Source organism: Pseudomonas sp. URMO17WK12:I12, from assembly GCF_000514395.1.
GTDB classification, from domain to species: Bacteria; Pseudomonadota; Gammaproteobacteria; order Pseudomonadales; family Pseudomonadaceae; genus Aquipseudomonas; species Aquipseudomonas mucoides.
In genome coordinates this window covers 1-23,408 of sequence record NZ_AZVV01000003.1, presented here as the reverse complement: position 1 = coordinate 23,408, position 23,408 = coordinate 1, and the positions used below count along the sequence as shown (strand labels likewise).

General features: G+C 52.1%; 21 protein-coding genes and 4 pseudogenes. 7 read left to right on the top strand and 18 right to left on the bottom strand.

Translation table 11 applies throughout. From position 1 onward, the window contains the following. Nucleotides 1–263: 263 nt before the first annotated feature. The 6 genes from D882_RS0100120 to D882_RS0100095 all read left to right on the top strand — a co-directional run bounded on the left by D882_RS0100120 (nt 264) and on the right by D882_RS0100095 (nt 7,450). Entirely contained in the window at nt 264–1,961 is a 1,698-nt protein-coding gene (locus D882_RS0100120; protein WP_027921352.1) for a sulfatase-like hydrolase/transferase, read from the top strand. 190 nt (nt 1,962–2,151) lie between these two features. Beyond that, the gene (locus D882_RS0100115; RefSeq protein WP_027921351.1) at nt 2,152–2,820 is read left to right on the top strand and encodes an ABC transporter ATP-binding protein; all 669 of its coding nucleotides are present in this window, start codon (nt 2,152–2,154) and stop codon (nt 2,818–2,820) included. Nucleotide 2,821: 1 nt separating this feature from the next. Next, nucleotides 2,822–5,293, top strand: coding sequence for an FtsX-like permease family protein (locus D882_RS0100110; RefSeq protein WP_027921350.1), 2,472 nt, complete (start codon nt 2,822–2,824; stop codon nt 5,291–5,293). Next, nucleotides 5,283–6,347 (top strand): lipocalin-like domain-containing protein, encoded by a 1,065-nt coding sequence (locus D882_RS0100105; protein ID WP_027921349.1) that lies wholly within the window; start codon nt 5,283–5,285, stop codon nt 6,345–6,347. The genes D882_RS0100110 and D882_RS0100105 overlap by 11 nt, the downstream gene beginning before the upstream one ends. Before the next feature lie 62 nt (nt 6,348–6,409). Continuing rightward, the gene (locus tag D882_RS0100100) at nt 6,410–6,652 is read left to right on the top strand and encodes a hypothetical protein (protein ID WP_027921348.1); all 243 of its coding nucleotides are present in this window, start codon (nt 6,410–6,412) and stop codon (nt 6,650–6,652) included. 210 nt (nt 6,653–6,862) lie between these two features. Next, nucleotides 6,863–7,450, top strand: a complete 588-nt coding sequence (locus D882_RS0100095) for a hypothetical protein (RefSeq protein ID WP_027921347.1) — start codon at nt 6,863–6,865, stop codon at nt 7,448–7,450. Nucleotides 7,451–7,771: 321 nt separating this feature from the next. Here D882_RS0100095 and D882_RS0100090 read toward each other — a convergent pair whose 3' ends face one another. From D882_RS0100090 to tssI, 15 genes and pseudogenes are all read right to left on the bottom strand, one after another. Next, nucleotides 7,772–8,041, bottom strand: a complete 270-nt coding sequence (locus D882_RS0100090) for a hypothetical protein (protein WP_027921346.1) — start codon at nt 8,039–8,041, stop codon at nt 7,772–7,774. A gap of 17 nt (nt 8,042–8,058) precedes the next feature. Beyond that, the gene (locus tag D882_RS0100085; RefSeq protein WP_027921345.1) at nt 8,059–8,334 is read right to left on the bottom strand and encodes a DUF6124 family protein; all 276 of its coding nucleotides are present in this window, start codon (nt 8,332–8,334) and stop codon (nt 8,059–8,061) included. 103 nt (nt 8,335–8,437) lie between these two features. Next, the gene (locus tag D882_RS1000000131735; RefSeq protein WP_032833366.1) at nt 8,438–9,166 is read right to left on the bottom strand and encodes a hypothetical protein; all 729 of its coding nucleotides are present in this window, start codon (nt 9,164–9,166) and stop codon (nt 8,438–8,440) included. A 62-nt stretch (nt 9,167–9,228) separates the two neighbouring features. Beyond that, a complete protein-coding gene (locus D882_RS0100075) occupies nt 9,229–9,699 on the bottom strand; it encodes a hypothetical protein (protein ID WP_027921344.1) in 471 nt (156 codons plus the stop codon). Between the two features lie 327 nt (nt 9,700–10,026). Continuing rightward, nucleotides 10,027–10,452, bottom strand: coding sequence for a hypothetical protein (locus tag D882_RS0100070; RefSeq protein ID WP_027921343.1), 426 nt, complete (start codon nt 10,450–10,452; stop codon nt 10,027–10,029). Between the two features lie 165 nt (nt 10,453–10,617). Further along, complete coding sequence (locus tag D882_RS1000000131730; protein WP_081743841.1) at nt 10,618–11,121, bottom strand: DUF2247 family protein; 504 nt, start codon at nt 11,119–11,121, stop codon at nt 10,618–10,620. A gap of 411 nt (nt 11,122–11,532) precedes the next feature. After that, entirely contained in the window at nt 11,533–12,474 is a 942-nt protein-coding gene (locus D882_RS1000000132810; protein ID WP_027921342.1) for a hypothetical protein, read from the bottom strand. Between the two features lie 501 nt (nt 12,475–12,975). Further along, nucleotides 12,976–13,320, bottom strand: a complete 345-nt coding sequence (locus D882_RS1000000132535) for a hypothetical protein (protein ID WP_155953681.1) — start codon at nt 13,318–13,320, stop codon at nt 12,976–12,978. 613 nt (nt 13,321–13,933) lie between these two features. Further along, nucleotides 13,934–14,419 (bottom strand): hypothetical protein, encoded by a 486-nt coding sequence (locus tag D882_RS01000000130660; protein ID WP_228758649.1) that lies wholly within the window; start codon nt 14,417–14,419, stop codon nt 13,934–13,936. Between the two features lie 290 nt (nt 14,420–14,709). Continuing rightward, nucleotides 14,710–14,943 (bottom strand): annotated as a pseudogene (locus D882_RS1000000133375) (hypothetical protein); the annotation flags it as partial. A 202-nt stretch (nt 14,944–15,145) separates the two neighbouring features. Then, complete coding sequence (locus D882_RS01000000130655; protein ID WP_032833365.1) at nt 15,146–15,571, bottom strand: hypothetical protein; 426 nt, start codon at nt 15,569–15,571, stop codon at nt 15,146–15,148. Nucleotides 15,572–15,975: 404 nt separating this feature from the next. Beyond that, a pseudogene (locus D882_RS01000000130650) lies at nt 15,976–16,989 on the bottom strand (RHS repeat domain-containing protein); the annotation flags it as partial. A gap of 51 nt (nt 16,990–17,040) precedes the next feature. Then, nucleotides 17,041–17,538: a hypothetical protein gene (locus D882_RS1000000132530; protein ID WP_027921338.1), complete on the bottom strand. Its 498-nt coding sequence runs from the start codon at nt 17,536–17,538 to the stop codon at nt 17,041–17,043. Between the two features lie 93 nt (nt 17,539–17,631). Next, entirely contained in the window at nt 17,632–17,931 is a 300-nt protein-coding gene (locus D882_RS1000000131725) for a hypothetical protein (RefSeq protein ID WP_177327587.1), read from the bottom strand. Between the two features lie 28 nt (nt 17,932–17,959). Continuing rightward, nucleotides 17,960–18,442 (bottom strand): annotated as a pseudogene (gene tssI, locus D882_RS0100025) (type VI secretion system tip protein TssI/VgrG); the annotation flags it as partial. Between the two features lie 98 nt (nt 18,443–18,540). On the opposite strand from tssI, the gene D882_RS1000000131720 reads away from it, so the two are divergent. Continuing rightward, a complete protein-coding gene (locus D882_RS1000000131720) occupies nt 18,541–19,533 on the top strand; it encodes an SUMF1/EgtB/PvdO family nonheme iron enzyme (RefSeq protein WP_081743840.1) in 993 nt (330 codons plus the stop codon). A gap of 47 nt (nt 19,534–19,580) precedes the next feature. On the opposite strand, the gene D882_RS0100015 is transcribed toward D882_RS1000000131720, so the two are convergent. The 3 genes and pseudogenes from D882_RS0100015 to D882_RS01000000130645 form a co-directional block, all read right to left on the bottom strand. Then, nucleotides 19,581–22,088: a LysM domain-containing protein gene (locus D882_RS0100015; RefSeq protein WP_081743830.1), complete on the bottom strand. Its 2,508-nt coding sequence runs from the start codon at nt 22,086–22,088 to the stop codon at nt 19,581–19,583. 19 nt (nt 22,089–22,107) lie between these two features. After that, nucleotides 22,108–22,941, bottom strand: coding sequence for a DUF4123 domain-containing protein (locus tag D882_RS0100010; protein WP_027921334.1), 834 nt, complete (start codon nt 22,939–22,941; stop codon nt 22,108–22,110). Next, nucleotides 22,938–23,408: pseudogene (locus D882_RS01000000130645) on the bottom strand (type VI secretion system tip protein VgrG); the annotation flags it as partial. The pseudogene D882_RS01000000130645 and the gene D882_RS0100010, both read right to left, overlap by 4 nt.

Here is a 23,408-nt window from a genome sequence, read left to right as displayed (position 1 = left end):
GGGCCAAATGCCATCAAGTGCTTGTCGGTGCTGGATTTGTCGCGGTTTTGAGGGGTTTTTAAGGACCTGAAGAAAACGATGGACGGTCTAGTGCCTTGAAAGTCCGGGGAATTTTCCCCACAAGTGTGTCAGATTTGAGTCAACGTTTTTTTGACGCTTTGTGTAAAAGTCCGACAATTCTTGCGCTTTGATGGCCCGGTGCTAGTGTCAAAAAATGGCCGACAATCTATTGGCCAAAAGCCCTTCATGAGTACCTAAAGAGAATGATTCGATATCTCAAAGAAGTACTGTTAGTTCTCTATTTACTTAAGAACTACGACTATTACCTCGAACGTTTAAGTGCGATGGGCATCGGTTTTCCGGTGCTTCTTTTCGGCGGCATGTTTATCGCGCTGACGGTGGCGCTGTTTATGACGGCGTACATCCGGCAGACGCTGGTCCGCCATCTGTTCGCCCTGGTGATGTTCGTGTCGGCGGTGTTTTTCGATGTCTATACGCGGGTCACGGCTGATTACCTGACCTACAGCAGCTTCGTGTCGCTGGTGTATTCGGGCGGCTTCATCCAGGAAGCGATCTACCAGTACCGTGATGCAATCATCAGTGGCCTGCTCGGCGGCATGCTGCTGTTGTTCGGCATCGGCCTCAAACCGCGTCGGCGCATGCCACTGCCCGGTGCGTTGCTGGTGGCGGCGCCGGTGCTTGGGGTGCTGCTGCTGAGTGCGGTGTTGTTCGTGCGGGCCGGCGAGGGCGCCCGGGGCTTGCCGATCATGTACACGCCGCTGGCCTACCTGAACCTGTTTACCTATGAAGCCCTGCACAACACTGTCGGCCCGCGTGAGCCGGTGAGCCTGGCGCGTAACGACGTACCGGTGGGCCACGACATCGTGTTGATCATCGACGAGAGCATTTCCGGCAACTACCTGGACATCAACGCGCCGTTCGGTGTGCACAGCAACCTCAAGGAACCGCGCCCGGGTGTCGATATTTTCAACTACGGGTATGCAGCCTCGATTGCCAATTGCAGCGCCGACACCAACGTCACGTTGCGCTACGGCGGTACCCGTGCCGACTACATGCGCATCAACACGACGATGCCGTCGATCTGGCAGTACGCCAGGAAGGCCGGTCTGCGCACCGTTTACATCGATGCTCAGCGCACCGGCGGCAACCTGCAGAACCTGATGAACGATGCCGAGAAAAAGGACATCGACGAGTTCGTGCAATTCGACCAGACCAGCGTGCGTGATCGCGACATGGCGGCGGCGGCCAAACTGGTTGACCTGCTCAATGACGGCAAGCCGGAATTGGTGGTGATCAACAAGGTCGGCGCGCATTTTCCGGTTCACGATAAATACCCGGACGGGTTCATGGCGTACCGTCCGACCTTGCCGCGCGGGCAGTTTGTCGAAGTGGCCGATACCGGAAAGCGTGACGGGTTTAACGGTCAGCCGGATGACTGGGTGTTGTACCGCAATGCCTACAAGAACACCTTGCTGTGGAACGTCGGGGAGTTTTTCTCACGGGTGTTCGCCCAGGCTGATTTGAGCAATGCGCTGTTGATCTACACCTCGGACCACGGGCAAGACCTTCATGAACGGGGCAATCCCGGGCTCAATACCCATTGCGGCGGTGACCCGGTGGAAGAAGAGGGATTGGTGCCGCTGGTGGTGATTCAGGGCAGCGGGTTGAAGACTTTGGACTGGTCCGCGCAATTGGCCGCGAACAAAGATCGCTCCAGCCACTACAACATCTTCCCGACGTTGTTGCAGTTGATGGGGTATGACCTGGCGGGGGTTGAGGCGCTTTACGGAAAACCGTTGAGTGTGTCGACGGCTGATGAGTTTACGTTCAATTATCGGTTCAATGCGCGGCTGGGGGCGAAGCCGGAGTGGAAGCATATTGATTTGGAGAGCATTGTGACGCCGTCTCAGACGCCGACGAGTGTGGCGGTGGGGCAGTGAATTTTGTTGTTGTCTGGGCGGGCCTTTTCGCGAGCAGGCTCGCTCCCAGATTGGATTTGCGGTGTACACAACCCCCCCTGTGGGAGTGAGCCTGCTCGCGATGGCGTCGCCCATTCACCCGTGATCTGAAGGCTGAGCCCACCGCGTCCGATACACTATCCTTGCCTCACGCTTCTTCACGGAATTGCCCATGCTTCAGGTCCAAGGCGTCTTCAAAAGCTACGCCACCCCGCAAGGCCTGCTACCGGTGCTGCAAGGCGTCGACCTGATCCTGAAACCCGGCAGTAGCCTGGCGTTGATGGGCGAGTCAGGCAGCGGCAAAAGCACGTTGCTGCACCTGATTGCCGGGCTGGACAAGGTCGACCGGGGCAGCATCCGCAGCGGTGAGCATCGGCTGGAGCAGATGAGCGAAGGGCAACTGGCCCACTGGCGGCGTACCGAAATCGGCCTGGTGTTCCAGCAATTCAACCTGATCGGCAGCCTGCGGGTCGAGGACAACCTGGCGTTTCAGGCGCGGCTGGCAGGGCGGCATGACCCGCGCTGGCAGGCGCATCTGGTGCAACGCCTGGGGCTGAGCGATGTGCTGCGACGCTATCCCGAGCAACTGTCCGGCGGCCAACAGCAACGCGTCGCACTGGGCCGCGCATTGGCTTCGCAGCCGAAATTGCTGCTGGCCGACGAGCCCACCGGCAGCCTCGATGAAGCCACCAGCGACGAAGTGTTGAAGCTGCTCCTGGAATTGCTCGACGACACGTCCACCACGTTATTGATGGTCACGCACAGCCCACGGGTGGCTGCGCGGCTGGCGGAAAAAGTGGTGTTGCACGGTGGCCGCCTGGCTGGCGCGGACGAGCGCTGAGGTGCGGGTTTTTCGCGAGACGTTACGGGCGCTGCTGAGCCATTGGCGGCAACACCCAGTGCAATTTTTCAGCGTGCTGACGGGGTTGTGGCTCGCCACCAGTTTGCTCACGGGCGTGCAGGCGTTGAACAGTCAGGCGCGGGAAAGCTACGCACGGGCCAGTCAATTGATCGGCGGCGAACCACAAGCCAGCCTCAGCGCGCCCGGTGGCGGGACGTTTTCTCAGGCGTTGTTTGTCGACTTGCGCCGTGCCGGGTGGCCGGTGTCGCCGGTGCTGCAAGGACGGGTGACGCTCAAGGGCCATGAAGAGCAGCGCTTGCAGTTGATGGGCATTGAACCGGTGTCGCTGCCGGCCGGCTCATCCGTGGCGGGGCAGGCGTTACCGATTGAACAGGTTGTTGAGTTTTTCAGTGCGCCGGGCAGCACCTGGATCTCGCCGCAGACCCTGCAAACCCTGGGCTTGCAGGAAGGTGAGCGTCCGCTGAGTTCGAGCGGTGAGCCTCTGCCACCGCTGCACGCACAAACCGACATGGCCCCCGGTGTGTTGCTGGTGGACATCGGCTTCGCCCAGCAGATTCTCGGTCTGCCGGATCAACTGTCGCGCTTGCTGTTGCCGAAGGATTTCAGCGCTGCGTTACCCGACGCGTTCAAGGATCAACTCCAGCTCAAGACAAGCGGTGAGGAGAACAATCTCGCGCGCCTGACCGAGAGCTTTCACCTGAACCTCGATGCCTTGGGCTTTCTGTCGTTCGTGGTCGGCCTGTTCATCGTCCATGCAGCCATTGGCCTGGCACTGGAACAACGCCGAGGCCTGCTCAGGACCCTGCGCGCCTGTGGCGTCAGCGCGCGCATGCTCATCACCTGTCTGGCGGTTGAACTTGGCGGTTTGGCGCTGGTGGGTGGCCTCGCCGGTGTGGTCAGCGGCTACCTGTTGGCCAGCGTGCTGTTGCCGGATGTCGCCGCCAGCCTGCGCGGCTTGTATGGCGCTGAAGTGGCGGGGCAGTTGAGCCTCAGCTCGTGGTGGTGGCTCAGCGGTATCGGCCTGAGTCTGCTCGGTGCATTGCTGGCCGGTGCCAACAGCCTGCTGCGGGCGGCGCGTTTGCCGTTGCTGGCATTGGCCGATCCACAAGCCTGGCATCAGGCCCACGCACGCTGGTTGCGGCGCCAGGGTTGGGTGGCGGCGACGGCGGCGGTGATTGCGCTTAGCGCTTTGATCTGGGGCGACAGCCTGGCCAGCGGATTTGTGCTGATGGCGGCGCTGTTGCTCGGTGCCGCACTGGCGCTGCCGGTGTTGCTCAATGCCGTGCTCCACCTGGTTTTGCAGCGCAGCCATTCGGTGCTCGGCCAATGGTTTATCGCCGATTGCCGTCAGCAACTGCCGGCCCTGAGCCTGGCCTTGATGGCGTTGCTGTTGGCGTTGGCGGCCAACATCGGCGCCGGCAGCATGACCGCCGGTTTCCGCGAGACATTCAGCAACTGGCTCGAACAACGCCTGACCGCCGAGCTCTACGTCAATCCGCAAACCCCGGCGCAGTCCCGCGAGCTGAACACCTGGCTCAAACAGCAACCGCAACTCTCGGCGGTGCTGCCCAGCTGGCAGGTGTCGATCCAGTTGCAGGGCTGGCCGGCGGATATTTTTGGCGTGATCGATCACCCGACCTATCACCAGCATTGGCCGCTGCTGGAGTCCTTGGGTGACAACCCGTGGGATCGACTGGCGAAGGACGACGCGCTGATGCTCAGCGAGCAATTGGCCCGACGCCTGAAGGTACGTCTCGGTGATCACCTGACGATTCCCACCCCAGGCGGCCCGTGGTCGCCGCGCATCGTCGGGATCTACGCCGATTACGGCAACCCCAAGGGCCACTTGCTGGTTAACGTCAACCATCTGCTGCACGGCTGGCCACAGCAGGCGCCCAACCGATTTAATCTGCGCATCGAGCCGGCATTGATCCCGGCGTTTGTCAGCGCGTTGCAGGCGCGTTTCGCGCTCGACGACAACCGCATCGTCGATCAGGCGCGGCTCAAGGGCTGGTCGACGCAAGTGTTCGAACGCACTTTCGCCGCCACGGCCGCGCTCAACAGCCTGACCCTGTGTGTGGCGGGCGTGGCGTTGTTCATCAGCCTGCTGACCCAAAGCCAAAGCCGCCTCGGGCAGTTGGCGCCGCTGTGGGCGCTGGGCGTGACGCGTCGGCAATTGATGCTGCTCAACCTCGGGCAAACCTGGCTGCTGGCAGTGTTGACGCTGGTGCTGGCGTTGCCGCTGGGGATCGCGCTGGCGTGGTGCCTGGATGCGGTGATCAACGTCCAGGCGTTCGGCTGGCGCCTGCCATTGCGGGTATTTCCGATGCAACTGTTGCAGTTGATGGGGCTGGCGTTGTTCGCGACGTTACTGGCCTCGGCGTGGCCGTTGTATTCGCTGTATCGCACGCAACCGGCGGACCTGCTGAGGACGTTTGCTCATGAGGATTAAGCTCGGCTTGCTGCTGGTCATTCTGTTGAGTGGCTGCGACAACTCCACACCTGTCGAGAAAGGCTTCGCCGGTCTCGGGGGCGAGGCGGCAACGTTTACTCCGGTGGTGCCCGGTCGTGTGTTCAGCTTCCCGGCGGATCACGGGCCCCATGACGGTTATCGCATCGAGTGGTGGTACGTCACCGCCAACCTCAAGGACGCGCAGGGCCGTGAATTCGGCGTGCAATGGACGCTCTTTCGCAGCGCCTTGAAAGCAGCGCCCGAAGTGGCTGGCTGGGCTAACCAGACGATCTGGCTGGGGCACGCGGCCGTGACCTCGGCGACGGTGCATCACGCGGCCGAACGCTACGCCCGCGGCGGCGTCGGTCAGGCGGGCGTGAGCGTGGCGCCGTTCAATGCGTGGATCGATGACTGGCGTTTCAGCAGTCAGGGATCTGATCCTTTAGCGGATCTTCAACTCAGTGCGCGGGACAAGGCTTTCGGTTACCAGCTTCGGCTGACATCCACGCGGCCGCTGGTGCTGCAGGGCGATAAAGGTTTCAGCCAGAAATCCGAACAGGGCCAGGCGTCGTATTACTACAGCCAGCCGTTTTTTCAGGCCAGTGGCTCGCTGGACATCGACGGTAAAACCTACCAAGTCAGCGGCCCGGCCTGGCTCGACCGCGAATGGAGCAGCCAGCCACTGACTGCCAACCAGACCGGTTGGGACTGGTTTTCCCTGCACCTCGACAGCGGCGAGCAGGTGATGCTCTACCGCATGCGCAACAAGAACGGCGCGCCTTACCTCACCGGTACCTGGATCGACGCCGAGGGGCAGACTCAGCAACTGCACGCCGACGACATCCGCCTCACACCGCAAGACACCGCCAAAGTTGCTGGCCGTACGATGCCCGTGCGCTGGTCGATCAAAATCCCCGGCAAGCACCTCGACATCACCCTCAACGCCCTCAACCCCAACGCATGGATGGATTTGCGCATTCCTTACTGGGAGGGGCCGGTGCAACTGAGCGGCAGCCATGCCGGGCAGGGCTATCTGGAAATGACCGGTTATTGAGGCGGAACTCTCGGCTGATCGACGTCCTCCTACGTTAACAAGCCCGTTCACTGGAGCCCACCATGAGCGACGACCTCAAACCGCCAGACCTTGCCTCATGGCAGCGCCTGTTCGACGACAAAGCCTACTGGCAACAATCCCCCGACGCCCATTACGCCGAACTGCTGCGGGTGGCCGACGACTTGCTGGGGCAGGGCGCCATCGACCTCCAGCAGTGGCAAGACTTGAAGGCCAGGGCCGAGCAATCTCACAAAGACTCGCCGGCCGTGAACGTCGCCCAGGAAGTCGATGATCCTGAAGCCTGAGGCGGCCCCAACGAACGAGAAAGTGATGCCTTACAAGACACTTGGCTGACTTGGCGCAAGGAAAGTGGAAAAAGCACCGACCACAACGAGCCCACTGGGCAAGAAACTGTAAAAACTCTTTGAAGAGCGTCTATGCTCATTTGCACACATCGCGCTGACGCCTGTGCCAGAGCGGTCTGCTGCCCTTTATTACCAAGGAATGTATCGCCTATGAAACTCCATGCACTGACCAAAGCCATCACCCTCGCTACCTTGCTGTCCGCTGTCAGCCTCGGCGCCATGGCTGCCGATATCCCGCTGGCTGGCGTCGTGTTAGAGGATCAGACCACCGCCACCGTCGTCTCGGTCGACGCCGCAAACCATCAAGTCGTGCTCAAAGGGCCTGAAGGTAAAGAAGTTTCTGTACAACTGACCGACAAGGCGAAAAACCTTGGCAACTTGAAAGCCGGCGATCAAGTCGATATCAAAGTCGTTCACGCCGAAGCGGCCTACCTCGATACCGACGTCTCGAAGGCCCTGCCAGGTTCCGCCGAACGTACGGGCGACGTTCGCGCAGCGCCAGGTTCCGCCAAACCGGCTGGTGAAGCTTACCGCCAGGTTGAAGTTCAGCTGAAAATCACCCACATCGACCTGAAGAAAAACCAGGTGACCTTCGAAGGTCCGAAGGGTAAATCCAAAACGGTTGACATCGTAAGACCGGAAGTTCAAGCCAAACTCAAAGACCTGAAAGTCGGTCAAACCGTTGTCGTCACCTACACAGACATCCTCCAAGTGCATACTCACGCCCCTAAAAGCTGAGTATTGACTCTATAAAATGATTGTTCTTGTATAAGTTTTTTGTACAAGAACAATCAGTTTTAATGTTCTAAGTGGTGAGTTTTGGTGGCGGTTTAAATAGTATTGCAACCGACATTTTGTTAAACATTGTGTTTGAAAATTTCATGTTCGCTAAGCGGACATATTCGAAAACTTCTATTAAAATGCCCCCGTTCGCCCAGTGTCACGGCTCTTTACCAGTGCATGGAATGCCGAGGCCATCGCACTGGGCGGACACCTTCCTTTGAAATGTTGGCAATGAATATATATAAAAAACGGGCGATCGTATGATCGCCCGTTTTTTTATGCGGTGTGTTTTTGTAAGCGTCTGCCAATAACGTCCAGCAAGTCGCAGCCGTCGCGCAGTGGAATTGCAATTACCCGGGCTAAGTCCTGAAGTAGCGCGTTGTCGGCTTTGAGCGAATCACCCAAGGATAGAGTTTCCACCAGTTGGGTGACACTGCGGATTCGGTAGGCGGCTGTGTCGTGCAACACATCGAGAGGCGCTTCCGTATCAATCAGCAGGGAAGGGATCAGGCAGTCGATGCCGGTGATGGGCATGTATCGAGCCATGGTTGGGCCTCCTTCTCTCAAGATTGGGTGCTTTGGGGGGCTTCGGATGCGTCGCCAGGAGGGTCGAGATTGTCCAGCGCACGGTTCACCAACAATTCGCCTACTACCGCCAGCTGCTGGATTGATAGCGCGAGGCTGCGGTGTGAGCCTTCGAGTTTGCAGGCCAGGTCGGTGGTGAGGACGTGGCTGATGGGGTCGGGGGTGTTCGGATCTCGGAGGCGGGCGCTGATGGTGCGTTGGGTGGCTTGGCTGAGATCGATTGGGTCGATGGAATCGGGTGGACATTTTTTCATGGTGAAGCTCCTGTAGGGACGGAGCCGCAAAGCGGCATTTGCATGCCTTGATCGTGTTCGGTCTGTCAAAACCGGTCGCTGAGGTTGCAGCGGCTGGGGGAGGTTATCTGGGGGAGTGGGGGAATGAAAAGGAATGAAAAGGGGACGGATTTATTTTCTTGCAAAAGTGAAAAGGGGACGGATTTATTTTCTTGAATGAAAAGGGGACGGATTTATTTTCTTTCGTAAAAATAAATCCGTCCCCTTTTTTTAAGCCAATTTTGGCGGTCAGTGCCAGGGTAAATGCTTCTTCCGACGCGAACCGGGAAGTTTCCAGTAACTCTAAGAACCACTCTGCATTTAACGCAGAGAAAAGTTTCAACCATTCAGCATTATTGGCCTTGTGAGCTGGGACAGCAGATCCACCCAGTCCATGTCCCTTGCCTTCAAAAAAAAGAAAATAGTCATCGGCGTAACAATACCCGATCAACTTTGGCCACTCAGAACTATGGGGGAGCTCCGGTACAAGATCCTTTTCGGCAATTACGTAATAATTTCGGACCTTGGACTCCTGAGGTAGGCGGGAGCCGGAAAGCCAGATAAGGCATTGGGTCGCCCTGTCAATGTCGTCCATCCAGGCAGATTCTTTTTTATCCAGCTCAATAAATGCCCCACCTGATTCCTTAAGATAGAACATCATCCAACCCTCACGTCCTTCGTTGACGATCAAGTAGCTTTGTCCATAACCTTCGACAGTGAGTGACCAGCAGCCGAAAAATACTCGCTGGTCCGAGAATTCGTTAATGGTGAAGCCGGCACGCTGAATTGCATTTTTCAGTTCGGAATAAGGCATCGGTAGGCTCCCGTCATGAAATAAATCCGTCTATTTAACCGCTTTTTCGGAGATCTTTATTGTTAAAGATTCTCTAAATCAGTTGGTCCGCCATCATTAATCAGCTTTGATAGTCGCCTGTTGTAAATCTCGATGTCCTGTGCGTTCGTCGTTTTGTTTATTTCTTGGCGCAGGAATTCCATACATTTAGATATTGTCAGTTTTTCCTTGCTAGACATATCCCTGATTAGGTCAAATCCATCTTCCGATAAAACTGGGGCTTTTTTTCGCATGTAGTAATAGCACCCTATATTTTCGAGAAGATCGTTCGCGTCTTCTACGGTGCTTTTTACAGTCGTTACGTATTTTTCAAATGCATTTTTTAGAACTGACGCTGGATTTTTTTGTGTCTTGAGAAAGCCGCAAAGTCCTTGCCAGTTAATGATGTGTAACTGAGTTCCCCAGTCAGGATCTTTTGTGAAATAAATGCCGATACCTCTGAAGTATTCTGGGAATTCATCTCTGTTTAACGCTTTTTCAAAATTGCTGATCATTGAAGTTGTTCCCAGTCATCAAATTGGCTCAAAAGTTTATTCATGTCCGCTCCGTGATTGATTTTTTCAGATCCAATCAGAGCTGCTTCCTTCGAGAATGTCTACAAATACAGGTAGAGACTGATTTGTTTTATTCAATGAGATTAGTATGATGGCGTCGCCTAGCTTCAGTGCGCCACAACCATCTTCTTCATTAGATATTAATTCGGCCGTTATGTGTAGACTTCCGGTAATGAAAAGGGGACGGATTTATTTTCTTTCGTAAAAATAAATCCGTCCCATTTTTGTTCGCCTTTTTTTACTTTGTCCCCTTTGTTTTTTAGTTGGCTATAGGGGCTGTTGGTTGTGTTCTAAAAAATATAAATCGGAACTCGAATTGTCAATTTTTTTGATTTTTTTTATCTGTGCGTATTGGTTGAGTTCTGCTTCAACTATTTTTAGGTCTGTGTATTTTTGGTGTTTTTCTGGGAATTCGCATGCGTAATTGTAAAGCCGCCATGCGTCAAATCCATTTGTTCTTTCGTTAGGGCCGTAGTCGAAATCTATACAGAATTCTGGGTATTCGATCATGCAACCTCTGCCATGAAGTTGGTAGCTTATACCAGGGCTTAATTCTCCGCGTTGCTCGATTTTTTTTTCACGCCATAACGCTAGGAGAGATCTCGAGCCGAATTTCCTTTCGAGTAATACTAGTGAATCCTCAGCAGCGGTTAAAAAATCGAAAATTAATGACTCAAGCTCTATGTTCTTCATCTTCTAGGACGCTCCAGTCTGTCATTGCCAACATTTTTTGCAGAATCTAACACGTCATAATGCGAAAAGGGGACGGATTTATTTTCTTTCGTAAAAATAAATCCGTCCCCTTTTTTTATTTTTACACGTTTTTTACAACTCCCGAAAACAGAGTGGAGTCACTTTCTACAAAGGCTTTCTATTTTGATTACTAAAAAAACTATTGTAATCTGATAAAGCTTTTTCCCAGTTTTTGAATAGCTGATCCTCAGATCCTTCGATGCCTTCTGATGCCGGCATGTATCTAATTAGAGGTGAAAGTTCCTCTGGGTAATCGAAGTCTGAATATATCTGCTCCACTATATTTAATGGGTCGCTGTAGCTATCTTTATTATCAAACAAAAATGAAAGCAGTAAAAAAATCCATGGTTTTGCTTTGTCTGTTTCAATAGCTGGTTCGTTGGTAGCAAGTCCGCGGAGTAAATCGAGTGTCAAGTAGCTTTCTTTCGGTAATAAAGACGCAAGGCTAATGGCCTCTTGTGAAGATTTTTCAGTTAAACCCTCGCAAGCGAATTCAGATACTCCCTTTTCGTTTATGAAGCTGTGTTCCAGTCCATAAAGAAGCTCACTCCAGTTTAGCCAGGGTGCGTGTGCATATACGTAGGAGCCGTCAAGTAATAAGTCTTTCATACGTTGCCTACTTTGGCATTCTCGATGGTATTTGGTTTGGTGTGCCAGTAATTCTGCCCTCTGGTATAAATCTCTGGTGTGTTAATTGCAATTTCGAGTTCACAATCCATTCGAAGACTCCGCGTTTATCGCTCATTGTCCCTTCGAGTTGAGTGCGAAAAAGAGAAAAGGGGACAGATTTATTTTCGAACAAACAGCGAAAAGGGGACGGATTTATTTTATTTCGATTTATTTTATTTCGTAAAAATAAATCTGTCCCCTTTGTTTGGTCCCCGTTGTTTGTGGCAAAGCGACGAGTATCTCCCGCCATGGGCCGGTGATTTCTGAAGTCAAGTTCGACCTGCTGTTCAGGTTTGGATGGCATGCAAAGTCAATCGAAAAGTCGGAAAACTACAGAGCGTCGCTTGATTTTTATTTCCTCTTCTCAATATCAGTCAGTTTCGTAGTTGGCCCATCTGACTGCAAACGCTCAAGTACGATTTTCGGCCAGCGATTACGGGACCTACGTTTGGCAATGTTGTAGGTGAAATCTTGTATGCGACTTGAAGGATAAAAAAATAAGTTTGCTAAAAGCATTAAAAAATCAATACCGCTAAGGTAGTTTCTTCCTGCGGAGGCGGATCTTTTTTCAGCAATAGTCTGACGTGTGTGTTTTAGAAATTCAGATTGCTTTAAATTTGCTTCTAGCTGGCTTTTAACGAAGGCGTCAGACTGGCTGTGAGTACCGGTTTTGTCAAACCAAGGCCCGTTATTCATGTAGGATCGGATATATTCCCAAAATCCTTTTTGCATGTCGAGTGTTTTTCCTGAGGGGCTGCCAAGACTTACCATGAGCATATTTTGAGGATTATCGAATTGTTGGACGACCACTTCAAGAGATGCATTGTTTATTCCTGCTGTATAAGGGCCGATCATCTGAAACTCGCAAACAACAGCTTGGGCTACATTCCATGGTGAGTGAAATAGTTCGCCATTATTGTCGAAATAAATCTCTTTAGTGCGTCGGTTAAATAATACCGGTAGAGGGAGTGGGCGGAGAATTTCCCAGAAAAATGGAATCAGAAGCATCGGTATACCAACTAAAAGGCCGTTCACTCCGCCTTCAATTTTTCCTGTAGAAAAAAACCAAATAGCCATCAGTAGACAAGGAACAGCTCCTAGGGCCATCAACCCAGTGACCAGACCACGATCAGTATCGGAGCTGGTTTTTAGTGATAAATAGTTTTCTGTATGTTCATCTGTAATAAAGAGCTCCATCGGAGCTTGCCCGGTGGGCTCATTTGCCGTCAGAACGACACTGGACGCTTCGCCATATTTGGTACGCGCTTCTTGAATGATATCTTTCAAAGCCATGCTATATCCTTAATTTCGATGGAGGGTAAGGTCATCCCCTCCATCGGTGAGTAGGACAGTTTGCCGCTAATGCTATTCAATGCTCTACCTTCTCGATCCGTATGGTAGACGCGTCTGTACGTTGCGACACCAGCTTCTGTTTTTACACGTGTACCTTCGTGTCGGTCGAAACTATTTTCGGTCCATTTGACTTTTTCACGCTTTCCTCCATAGCCGAAAATCCCTCCCCAAACCTCTTCCCCTTCGAAGATTATCATGTCGTCGGTAAGCGTGTTTTTACCAGGCAATCGGAGGATTAAATAGGGAGAAAAGGGGACAGATTTATTTTCGAACAAACAGAATCGAAAAGAATCGAAAAGGGGACGGATTTATTTTATTTCGTAAAAATAAATCTGTCCCCTTTGTTTTTTTGTTTTTGTTTTTGTCCCCTTTGTTTTTCCTTTGTTTTTTTTGTTTGTGCCAAAAGAGTAATAGTGCCAATTTTTTGCCTTTGCGATTATCCTACGCTTCAAGCATGAAGGATTCTATTTTTTCAATAAATGCCTTTTTGTTTTTTGTTCTGAACTCTTCTAGGAATATTTCGGAATTTTTTATGGGTTTTCCTTTGTTGTCATATTTTATTGTTAAAAAATCAATCACAAACTCTCCTTCGGGATCTCCTTCTGGTTCGACCCTTGAGTCGAAGCAGTGACCTGTGCTGCGACGTACCCCCCCTAATAAAGCTGCGCTACTAAACCAGCCAGTGGTTTGTGGTGTTAGTTCAACTTCGAATAAATTGTTGATTGTGATTGTCCACCCGCTGGGGACGCGGATCGGATGGAGTTTGTATTTCAGTTCGGTATTCATTTTACTTGATTTTTCCCATGTATTTTTGAACCTGTTCAGGTGAGGCTGGGAAGCTGTGTATTACTGGTTCCCCAGCTTTCGTTAATTCTATTCTCACCCAGTGCGTCAAATCACCATTGTTGTAGCCAACAGGAGTATTTGATCGATAAAACATGTACCTGGAACCGCCGTGATCAAATACGTTCCCGCCCCGTACTGCGGAGTATGCCGCTTGTTTTTCGAAGCCACTGACGTTGTTTGCTATGTCTGGTAGATAGGAAGCTTCGGGTTTTCCGTCTCTTGTTCCTCGTCCTAGGCTCAACGATCTTGCTTGTTCCGCTGACTGAGCATTTGTATGTTTAGTCGCATGTCGGCCGTCTGGGCGCTTTGGAAATGAAAAGGGGACGGATTTATTTTCTTGCGTGAAAATAAATCCGTCCCCTTTTTCTCTTGGCTGACGCTGTGTGCTTGCAGACGGCCTTGTTCGTCGTACTGGTACTCACTGAGTAGCAGGCCCTGTTGGCGTTTTTGTTCGAGGCCGGCGAAAAGGGGACGGATTTATTTTCTTTCCTAAAAATAAATCCGTCCCCTTTTTTTTCGGAGCGTGGTTAGCCCTGTCCTATTTTATTTGTTTTTATCTATTTAAATCTTTAAAGGGATTCGAACTCGGTAGTGCAACCAAGTTTTTCAGCCTTTGGATTTCTTGTTCGAATGTGTAGTTTGGCAGGTCTTTATTTTGTTTGTCATACTCGTTCCTGAGAAGTCTAAATAGCTTGCCTGTTTTTTCTTTTGTTTTGCTGTTGAGACTGTTAATAAGGTCATAGTTGTCGGCAGATAAAAATTCAAACTTGTACTTTATTACGTAATAGGCTGTGATGTTCGAAAGTAATCCTGCCGCGTCTTCGTAATTTTCTCCGAGGTACTTTGCATACTCTTCAAATATATTTGTCAGTAAGCTTCGTGCTGCGCTTTGCGTTTTAAGTACGCCGCACATTTCCTGCCAGTTGCTGACATAAAGATGATCGCCCCAATCAGATCCCCTCGCGAAGTAAATGCCGTTTCCCTTGAAAAAATCGGCGATTTCATTCTGATCTAGAGCCGTTTCGAAAGTGGTTTTCATTGAAGCTTTTCCCAGTCATCAAAATTTTTCAACAGCGTTCCCACGTCACTATTATGGGAAACGCTATCTGATCCGATCAGAGCAGCTTCTTTTGTCCCACTTTTGGTTGCCCCGCCAGGAACCCATTCGTTCGGGTACGCACCATTTCTTTTCCATTAGGCATTTCATAGCGGAATCTTGGGTCGTCAGGCTTGATTTTAACGATATATATGCCCTCGCCCTCTAGAGTTTTTGCGCCAAGGTTTAGCTCGCTATTTAGCACCCGCCAATCGTTGTCGGCAGCTCGGTATTTCGTCGCCGAACTCCGTTTTCTTTAGCAACTGGCCTTTGAGGTCGTATTCATAAGCGGTACGACGACCGTCGAAGCCGGTTTCCTGCTGGATTAGGCCGTTAGAGTAGTAATCGAGTTGGTAGTGTTCGCCACGTTCGTTTTCGATCTCACTGAGCAGTAGGCGCGCATTGTCGTAGCGATAGCGCAGTTGGCTACTATCCGGATTGATACGACGGCTGACTAGATGCAGGTTTACGACTTAGCTCAAAAAGCGGTCCCTTCCATTTTGTCTTAAGTAGTGCAACTGAAGCTGTTGAGGAACCGCATCCTTAATTATGTAATGAAGCGCCGCCTACTTTCGCTCTATCCAAATTCGACATGCCTTTAAACGAAAGAAGAAACTCTTTAGCCTTGACTGGAGACCGGCTAATGGGTGTCCCGTTTCATTAGGGTTTTTAGTTGTCTTTTTGGGCGTTGTAGGTTCGTAGCATTTCCTCTGAACCGTCCCAGTTCGGGGGCGTCTCCCAATTTTTATTTTTCTTTTGCCCAATTATTGCGCCAATAAATGTATTTTTTTCATCATAAAAAATGCGACCGTCCCAACTGGCACTGTCAATGAAACGCATTGATAGTATTGCGTCAGGCGCCATACTTGAAAGCGCATTTATAAGCTCTTCAAATCCAGGCATTACCGATGAAGTTGTGTTTGCAATTTCTTTTTGAGTGGTGAGTTCTTTTTTATACGCATCGCTAGTTTTTTTTATAATGTAATCGTTTTTAAAAATGAAACTTTCTTCAGTTGATTTTTTTAATAGTTGGGCCGATTTTATCCCGCCGTCTGCGAGATGAAAATTCTGCTGTAACAAATCTAATATATTCATGGCTTAAACACCTCGATATCCCCGCTGCGGGGTCCTTTCAAGAGAACTTCTTGCTCCCCCCAACGATCTTCCAAATACTGCCATGACCACTTATCGCCTTCTTTTGGGGCGCCAATTTTAACTCTCAGAATAAGTCCATCCTCTTTCGCAAATTGCCTGGCGATATCAGGTGATCTTGTCCATGAAGTATAGGGGCTGTCTCCCGAGTGTCCTCCATAATTGTGATCGTCAGGATTTACTACGCCATCAATTTTTCCGGGAGTTACCTTTCCGGAAAATGCGTCATTTTCGGCAGGATGGCCCTTATGAACACCGCGATACAGATATCCTTCCTCTGGAGTGCTTGGGAGACGAGGAAGACTCTCGTAGTCCGTTTCGCGAGATTGGTTTGATTGCTTCTCATCAGGACCGTCGCACGGTTCGCAGCTCAACCCTAATGGATCCACCCATCCTGTAGGGTTAGGCACGTACTGGTAGTTGTTCAACCCGCCTGCAAGCTTGATCGGATCCGGCGTCAGATACCGTCCAGTGCCAGGATTGTAGTAGCGATGCCGGTTGTAATGTAAGCCCGTTTCCGCATCGAAGTACTGACCCTGGAAGCGCAGCGGGTTGTCGATTTCCTCAACGTCGAGAGTGGCGAGGTTGCCATACGCGCGGTATTTCGCCGACCACATGATTTCGCCGCTGTAGTCGGTGAGTTCCTGTGGGGTGCCGAGGTGGTCGAGTTGGTAGTAGAACGGCTCGGCTTTGAGTGGGCCTTCGCCGTCGAGCATTGCCAATGGGCGGAATGACCCCGGTTCGTAGATGTAGCTGCGATAACGGTTGTCGGCGCTTTCGGCGATTAGGCGTTCGCCTTGCCACAGGAACTCCGTCGTGTGGCCATCTACGGTTTTGGCGATGCGGCGGCCAAAGGCGTCATATTTGTAGGTTGCATAGCTGCCGCCGGGGAGGCTAACGCCGATCAGGCGGTGCTGGCAGTCGTAACGGTACTCGGTGACAAGTTTCTGTCCGGTTCCTCGACGTTCGCGCGCCAGGTTGCCGTAGGCGTCGTAATCGTAGTGGCGGTCGCCCTGCATGAGCAGGCGGTTGCCTTTGAGGTTGGCCAGGTTTGCGGTTGGCTGGTCGCCCTGGCCCAGGAGGTTGCCCGCCGGGTCGTGCGCAAAGCTTTCCGGGGTGCTGCCACGGACGTTGATCAGGCGATCAAGCGGATCGTAATGGTAGCTGCGATTACCTTTGCGGCTGTCGTCAATGCCCGCGAGGTTGCCATTGGCATCGTAGGCGTAGCGCCGCTGGAACAGGTTGCGATCTTGCTGACCCACCGTGTGGGCTTGCAGTCGGCCTTGTTCGTCGTACCGGTATTGGCTGAGCAGCAGGCCTTGTTGACGTTGCTGCTCGCGGCCGGCGCTGAACTGGTGCGAAAAGGGGATTTCTGAAGCACGGGTCGATAGGGTTGAGCCAGTACACCCGGATCAATTCCTGAAGTAAAGCTCATCCAGTTGCCGTTTCCGAATCCGCAGATATTCCTCCCATACCTTAGGGAAATCTTCATCTTTAGTGAGGGGGAAGGTCAGATAAATGTACTTGCCTTTAACACTTATATACTCGCGTGCACGTTTGAAGGCAGGTTGTTCGTACATCGAGATGCTTTCATCGTATCCGTCATGGCTGTGGGAGATGCTTACCCTGTGCGGAGCGATCATACCTCGCGCAAAGTCAATCACCCATCCTTGATCCAGCCCAGTGCTCAAATAGCCGAAAACACCATCGTTTGAGAGTCGAATGCATGTTTTCGCCTGAGCACCATCGTCATCGTTGACGACAATGATCTTGTCTCTGAAGTACTGGATTTTTCGCTGATCCGGTCCCTGCAGAACCAGATTCCAGCCTTCAGCTGACATGCGAAATTCCCCCTGATTCTCGAACTCTGCAATCCAGCCGTTTGAAAGACTGATCTGGTGTTTATTCATGAGAGGCCCTGCTTGTTTGATTTATAGGGTAGATGTACTGCGAGTGGTGACTGTCTAACTTTCCTGATTTTTCGGGATCTTGGCGTTTTGTGGTTACGGAAAGTCAGAGAGCCAAGTCAGACATTGGGCTGGCTTATCGGTATCGTCCATCCAAGCCGATTCTCTCTTGTCCAGCTCTGTAATTGTTCCCGCCGCACTAGCTCGATAACAAATCATCCAACCATTGCGTCCTTCATTGACGATCAGATAGGTTGCTCCATGGCCTTCGACAGTCAACGACCAATAACCGAAAAATGCGCGCTGGTCCGAGAATTCGATTACGGTGAACCCGGCACGCTTAACCGCATTGAAAAGAATACGATATAAAAACCAAAGATTTACAAATGCTTTCATTCGAACAACGGCTTCAAAAACTAAAAAAGACGCGCAGCCAGCAGCTGGTCTTGTCGTCAGCCTGGCCTTCGCGGTCCCAGTGGAATTCCACTTTGACGCGGCCGTACTGATCGCAGTGGATCTCTTCACCCTTGGGCCCGGTGACCACGGCGCTTTGGCTGCCGAGGATGCGCGGTTTCTTTTGCGTCAGCGGCGGACGGTTCGGCACGTCCCATGGGGTGGCCTGGAAGCGGTTGCGATAACCCTGGTGGAAATCGCCCTTGAGGCTGGTGGTGTCGCTGGTGACCGATTCTTCCAGCACCTGCGGCTGTTTGCCTTCGTGCAGGACTTCGGTCAGCAGCCAAAGGTCGTTCCATTTGGCTTTCGGGTGTTGGGTCAGGGCCAGGAAATGGCCGCTGACCAGCAACGGCTGATCGCTTTTGCCTTCGGCCAGCTGGAAGTCGCTGCGGTGGCGTTCCAGGTTGCGCTTGGCCAGGTGTTTGCCGCGCTCTCGGTCGATGAAACAGCCTGGTAAATACCGAGATATTGAAAGGCTTTGTGCGGGACTTTGTTGTGCGGGCAGGGGATGTTAATGTTCGGTCTCTGTTGCATTTTATAAGGATATTTCCAGTGCTACGTCAGCTCGTACTTGCCCTGCCAGCCATGATGTTTTTAGTCGGTTGCGAGGCGGAATCCGGTCCTTTGCCTACCAGCAAGAGTCTTGCACCAGAGAAAGTCTCCACCATCGCTGCCACCATTGCGAAGACTTACCCTCATCTTTCCAGCGAACTGCGCGGGAAGGTGCTCAACACCGTCGTGCAGTCCATCGACAATATGGTGTTTGTCGAGGGTGGACAGTTTGATATGGGGGACTTTGGCTGGATTTGTGAATATGATGAAAAGGATGTGTGTACCTGGCCCTGCGGGCAAGACCCCAAGCAGCTTTGTAACATTAGCAGAGATGGGAATGATGATTTTGTACATCCAGTCAAGCTAAGTAGCTACTATTTTTCTAAGTTTCAGACTAGGTTGATTGATTTTGACTTGTATTTTGCCGCGATGGGACAACCATTGTTTGATGCTGAAGATCGAGAGCGCGAAGACTTAAAGTATCTATATGCGCCTGATCTTCCAGCGCCCACCAAAAGTTGGCAAGAAGCAAAAGATTATTGTCTTTGGATTGGCCGGTTAAGTGGGTATCCAGTTGATTTGCCGACAGAGGCGCAATGGGAGTATGCGGCGCGTAGTCGTGGTCAGCATGTACTGTATCCCACTGATAATGGTAGTTTAAACTTTGGGCGTAATTTTCCAGCTAAAAGTACAGGAAATACATATGCGGTTGATAGTTTTACTCCCAATCCGCTAGGTATATATAATATGTCTGGAAATGCTACAGATTGGGTTAGCGACTGGTACGGGAAGGATTATTATCAGCATTCTCCATTGGAGAATCCACGGGGTCCTGAACTTGGTACTCAGAGGGTCCGGCGTGGGTCAAATTATCCTGAGGGACCTATAGCTGCAGCTCCAGTTGTTCGGCGCTGGGCTGATGCCCCATCAAAAGATGCACACTATCCAGGAACCAGTTTTCGTTGTGCTATACAATCGGATAAATCTTTATAGTATCCGGAGTAGGGGGCGCCAAGGGTGCCCCTACTGGTCGTCTGTCTTTAAGCTAATCCGTCAAATAAGTTACTACGTCGAGCAGCTACTAAAACATTTTCTTTGCGCCACGGTAAACCTGGTGTCCAAGCCAGCATTCCCTTAGGTTGAGCGGATGAATTGGTACTTATTGCTAACGAACCGATAAAACGGTTGAATTCTCGTTGTTCGCTTCCGTCTAGAAGAGCATTTAGACGGTCTAAACTATGTATTGCGTTTACTTTGCTGCCATTTTTAGAACAGTGCTCCAACACCTCGATGAAGTGACGCCAACTTCGCAAATGTGACAGCAACAAGACAACAGCTTTTTCCTGATTCTCCGCCCAGCTTTCAACAAAGCTCTCCGTTAATAAATAAAGCATGGGGCCAAGGGTTTCTGGCGGCATCATTTGGAGTGGGATTTTTTTACCATTAACATTGACGAATTGATTACTAAGCAAATATGTCGCAAGGCTTTGAGCTTCTTCCTTTGTAGCCTTTCGTCTCAGCCACCAACGTTCCATGCTATCGAAACCTTCTACGAAAGCTTTTCCAGCTGCTTCCCCCGGATGTGTTGCAACATGAAATAACCCCTTGGCCATGTAGCTAAACGCTTCTTCCGTCACTGCCAGCTGATAATGAAAGTCTGCTTTCGACAATGCACTGCAAAAAATAAATGCAAGATTCCCTACCTGTTCCAAATCTACTGCTGTACCAAATCCACCGCCGGCACCCGGACCAAATACCAGGCTGGCCTTGCAGTTGATTGCCAAGCGATCTGCATTGATCTCAATACCGAAATCAAAACCCGCTCCAATGCCAAGCGCCACATTGCCTTCAGCCTTGACCTCAACTAGACTCGCCCAGTCTGTACTGCCACTATCATTCGCCTGTCCCGCGACAATTTTGCCGCCCCCTTGCTTGGCCGGATCAAGCCACTTCAACGTTCCGGTCAATGTGCCGCCACCTTGTACACCGGCGAAGGCGTTGCCCTTCAAACCAACGCTGCCTCCGCGCTTTTTATCCACCGCCATGCTCGGTGTGCTGAGCAACGCTGTAGCCCCCGACGCTTCAACTTCTTTGGGTTTATATTGCGCTTTGACGCCAGCCTGACCTTGGGCTGTCGCCCCGGCGAAACACGATAGCTCCACTTTTCCGTCGAGACGGAAAATGCCGATGTCACTCACCACTTCTTTGCCTTCGGCATTGCGGTAAGGCATCCGCACCACGTAACCGCCCTGATCGGGGAAGAAACTCTTGAGCGCAACAGAGCCTTCCGCCAGCGAGATCGCTGCACTGCCTTTCACGCCCACTTCGATGTTGCCTTTACCGGGCTCCCAGCTGTTGATGCCGGCGCTGGCGGTGGCGGCAAAACGGAAGGCGTGAGCTTCGGCGGAGACGGCGTATTTCGCGGAGTCTGCCTGATTGGAAGTCCAGGAGCATTCTTTGTGCAGGGCATTAAGCAGGTTGTCGTCTTTGCTCGTCCAGCTCGTAAACTTGGCTTCCAGACTACCAAGGGGGCTGGTTTTTCGGCTTTCATTGACGGCGGACTTGATGTCCTTGAACAGCTCTTTAGCCAGGTTTTTATCGAGTGGCTTGCCCTGCATTACCTTCGTGCTGACCTTCACTTTCCAGTCAAGTTGTTCCCGGTAACTCATCGGTATGTAGTGCCGGCGACTTGGGTCGCTGAACGAGATGACTTCGATAACGGTAATGCCCGTTTTTACTTGTCGACCCTTTTGGCTTTCGGTGGCTTTTCCCTTGCCATGCTTGATGTCCGGCGCAGCGCTGTTGGCGCTGGTGGAACTGTCGCCGGCTTCTGCCTTTCCTTGCGCTGCGATCTTGGTTCGCAGGGATTCAATCTCGGCGTTCAGTTCGAGTACTTTTTTGGCTTGCAGCTGTTTCCAGTTACTCTCCAGATAATTGCCTTCAAATGTTGCCTTGGGCTCATACCGCTGGTACCAGTCACGTGCCTGCTGCACCGTTGCCAACTGTCCCTGCAAGTCTTCTTTACGAGTTATGGTGGCGGTCGCTTTTTTTTCCGGCGGTGGCTCTGAGCGCTGTACCAACCCGGCATCTTCAGCCTTGACGTTCCAGGCGTCTTTGACACATCGCGAGCAGGCGCAATAGGTCTGAGGATTTGATGCCTTGGTGCATTTACTCGCTTCGGTGGCTTTGGCCAGGTTCTGGTGCAGCTCGTCCATGAGTTTCTGGACGAGGTCAGTCTGTGTTTTTAGTGCTTTCGACTCTTTTTCCGTCAGAATATAAAAAGTGTCTTCACCGGTGATATGCACCACGTCCACCAGTTCGTCCTTGCATTGAGCTTCGCCCTTGACACTGGTGGTGCTCTGGTTGTCCGCATGCTTGGGCGGCGGCAACACTTTAGTGGCTGGTAGCTGCAACACCCAACCGGCTTTGATGTGGTTGGGGTCGGTAATAATGGGGTTAAGTGCCCGTAGATCCGCCACAGAGCATTTGTTTGCGCTGGCAATATTGCCGAGGATATCGCCGCTTTTGACGGTATAGGTGTTGCTCATTACTCATCGTCCTTGTGATTCAGAGGCTTTCCAGCTGAGTCAATTTTTCACCCAGCGCCACGTCGTTACGAGCCAAAAGTTCCGCATCCGGGCCATTCGCCCAAAAGGAATCTCCACGGCTTATGGCGAGGCGTAGCCAGCGCTCCTGATCTGCCATTTGTTGGTAGCCCGCTTGTTGTCCTGCCAGCAATTGACGATGTACAAACTCGACAGTGTCTTGGGCAGGCAACACTTCGCGATAGTCTTCGGCAAAGCGTGCTGCAATGACCTTCAATCGACCTTGCTCGATCAACTCTTCGCGATCCCGATTCAGGTACAGCCAAGCGGGAGGTTGCAGTGCGGCCGCTGGGCTCTGGGGCGCCCTGGCGTAGTACCGCCAGCCCATTTCGTTACGCCAGGCCATACTGGTGAATGGCCCAATAAACTGGTTGCGCTCAGTTTCATTAAGGCTGCGCAGCAAGGGCTCTAACCATCGAGGATCGAAAAACCGCATCATCTGTTGCGGCGCGTCGTCGGTGCGCACAGTGAGCAGACTTCGCCAATGTTCAACCCCGTTGTCCAGGTCGTGCTCGTTGCTTAGCCAGGCCACACAGCCGGCATCGGACTGCTCCAGCAGGGCACTGGCATACGCCGTTGATTCGCCTTTTGCAGGGCACACGATAACGTAAGGTCCAGCAGGTTGAAGTTCGGCATATGGCGTATTGAGGAACAGTGGAATACACCGAGGGCGAGATTGTTCGTCACCTTGAAACAGACGCGCCAGCAAATCCACATCAAAGCTGCCATCCAGAATCAGACACAGGGTGCCCAGGGACGGAGGTCGTTCGAACGGCGAAGGAATAGAATCGATCATGCTGATTTACCCGGCTGGTGAATGGGGCAATGGCCGGAAGCATCTAGGTGGCACGAAGGGATAGGTAGTAGCACTCCCGTTTTTGCTTGCGCTTTATACGAAGCCAGGGAAGGCGCAACGACCTGCCCAGCCTTATCCGCATCCGCCTGCTTCAACGGTCCAGGCAACAACGGCGCCGCCCCCGTCCCGCTTCCCGGCCCGCCCCCGGAGTTCATATTGATCACCGGCCCGCTAATGGTCACGCCGCCAGCATCGATCTTGATAAAGCTGCCACCCCCGATCAGCGTCAACTCACTGCCCGCTTCAAGCACGACTTTCATGCCGCTGCTCAGGTGGATTTCCTGGCCGGCTTCAATGAACTGCCCGGTGCCGATCTTGATGTGCTGATTCACGCCCACGGTCAGGTGGTCGTTGGCGCGGGCTTCGACTTTGCGATCGGCATAAACCGTGTGGTGTTCTTCGGCCTT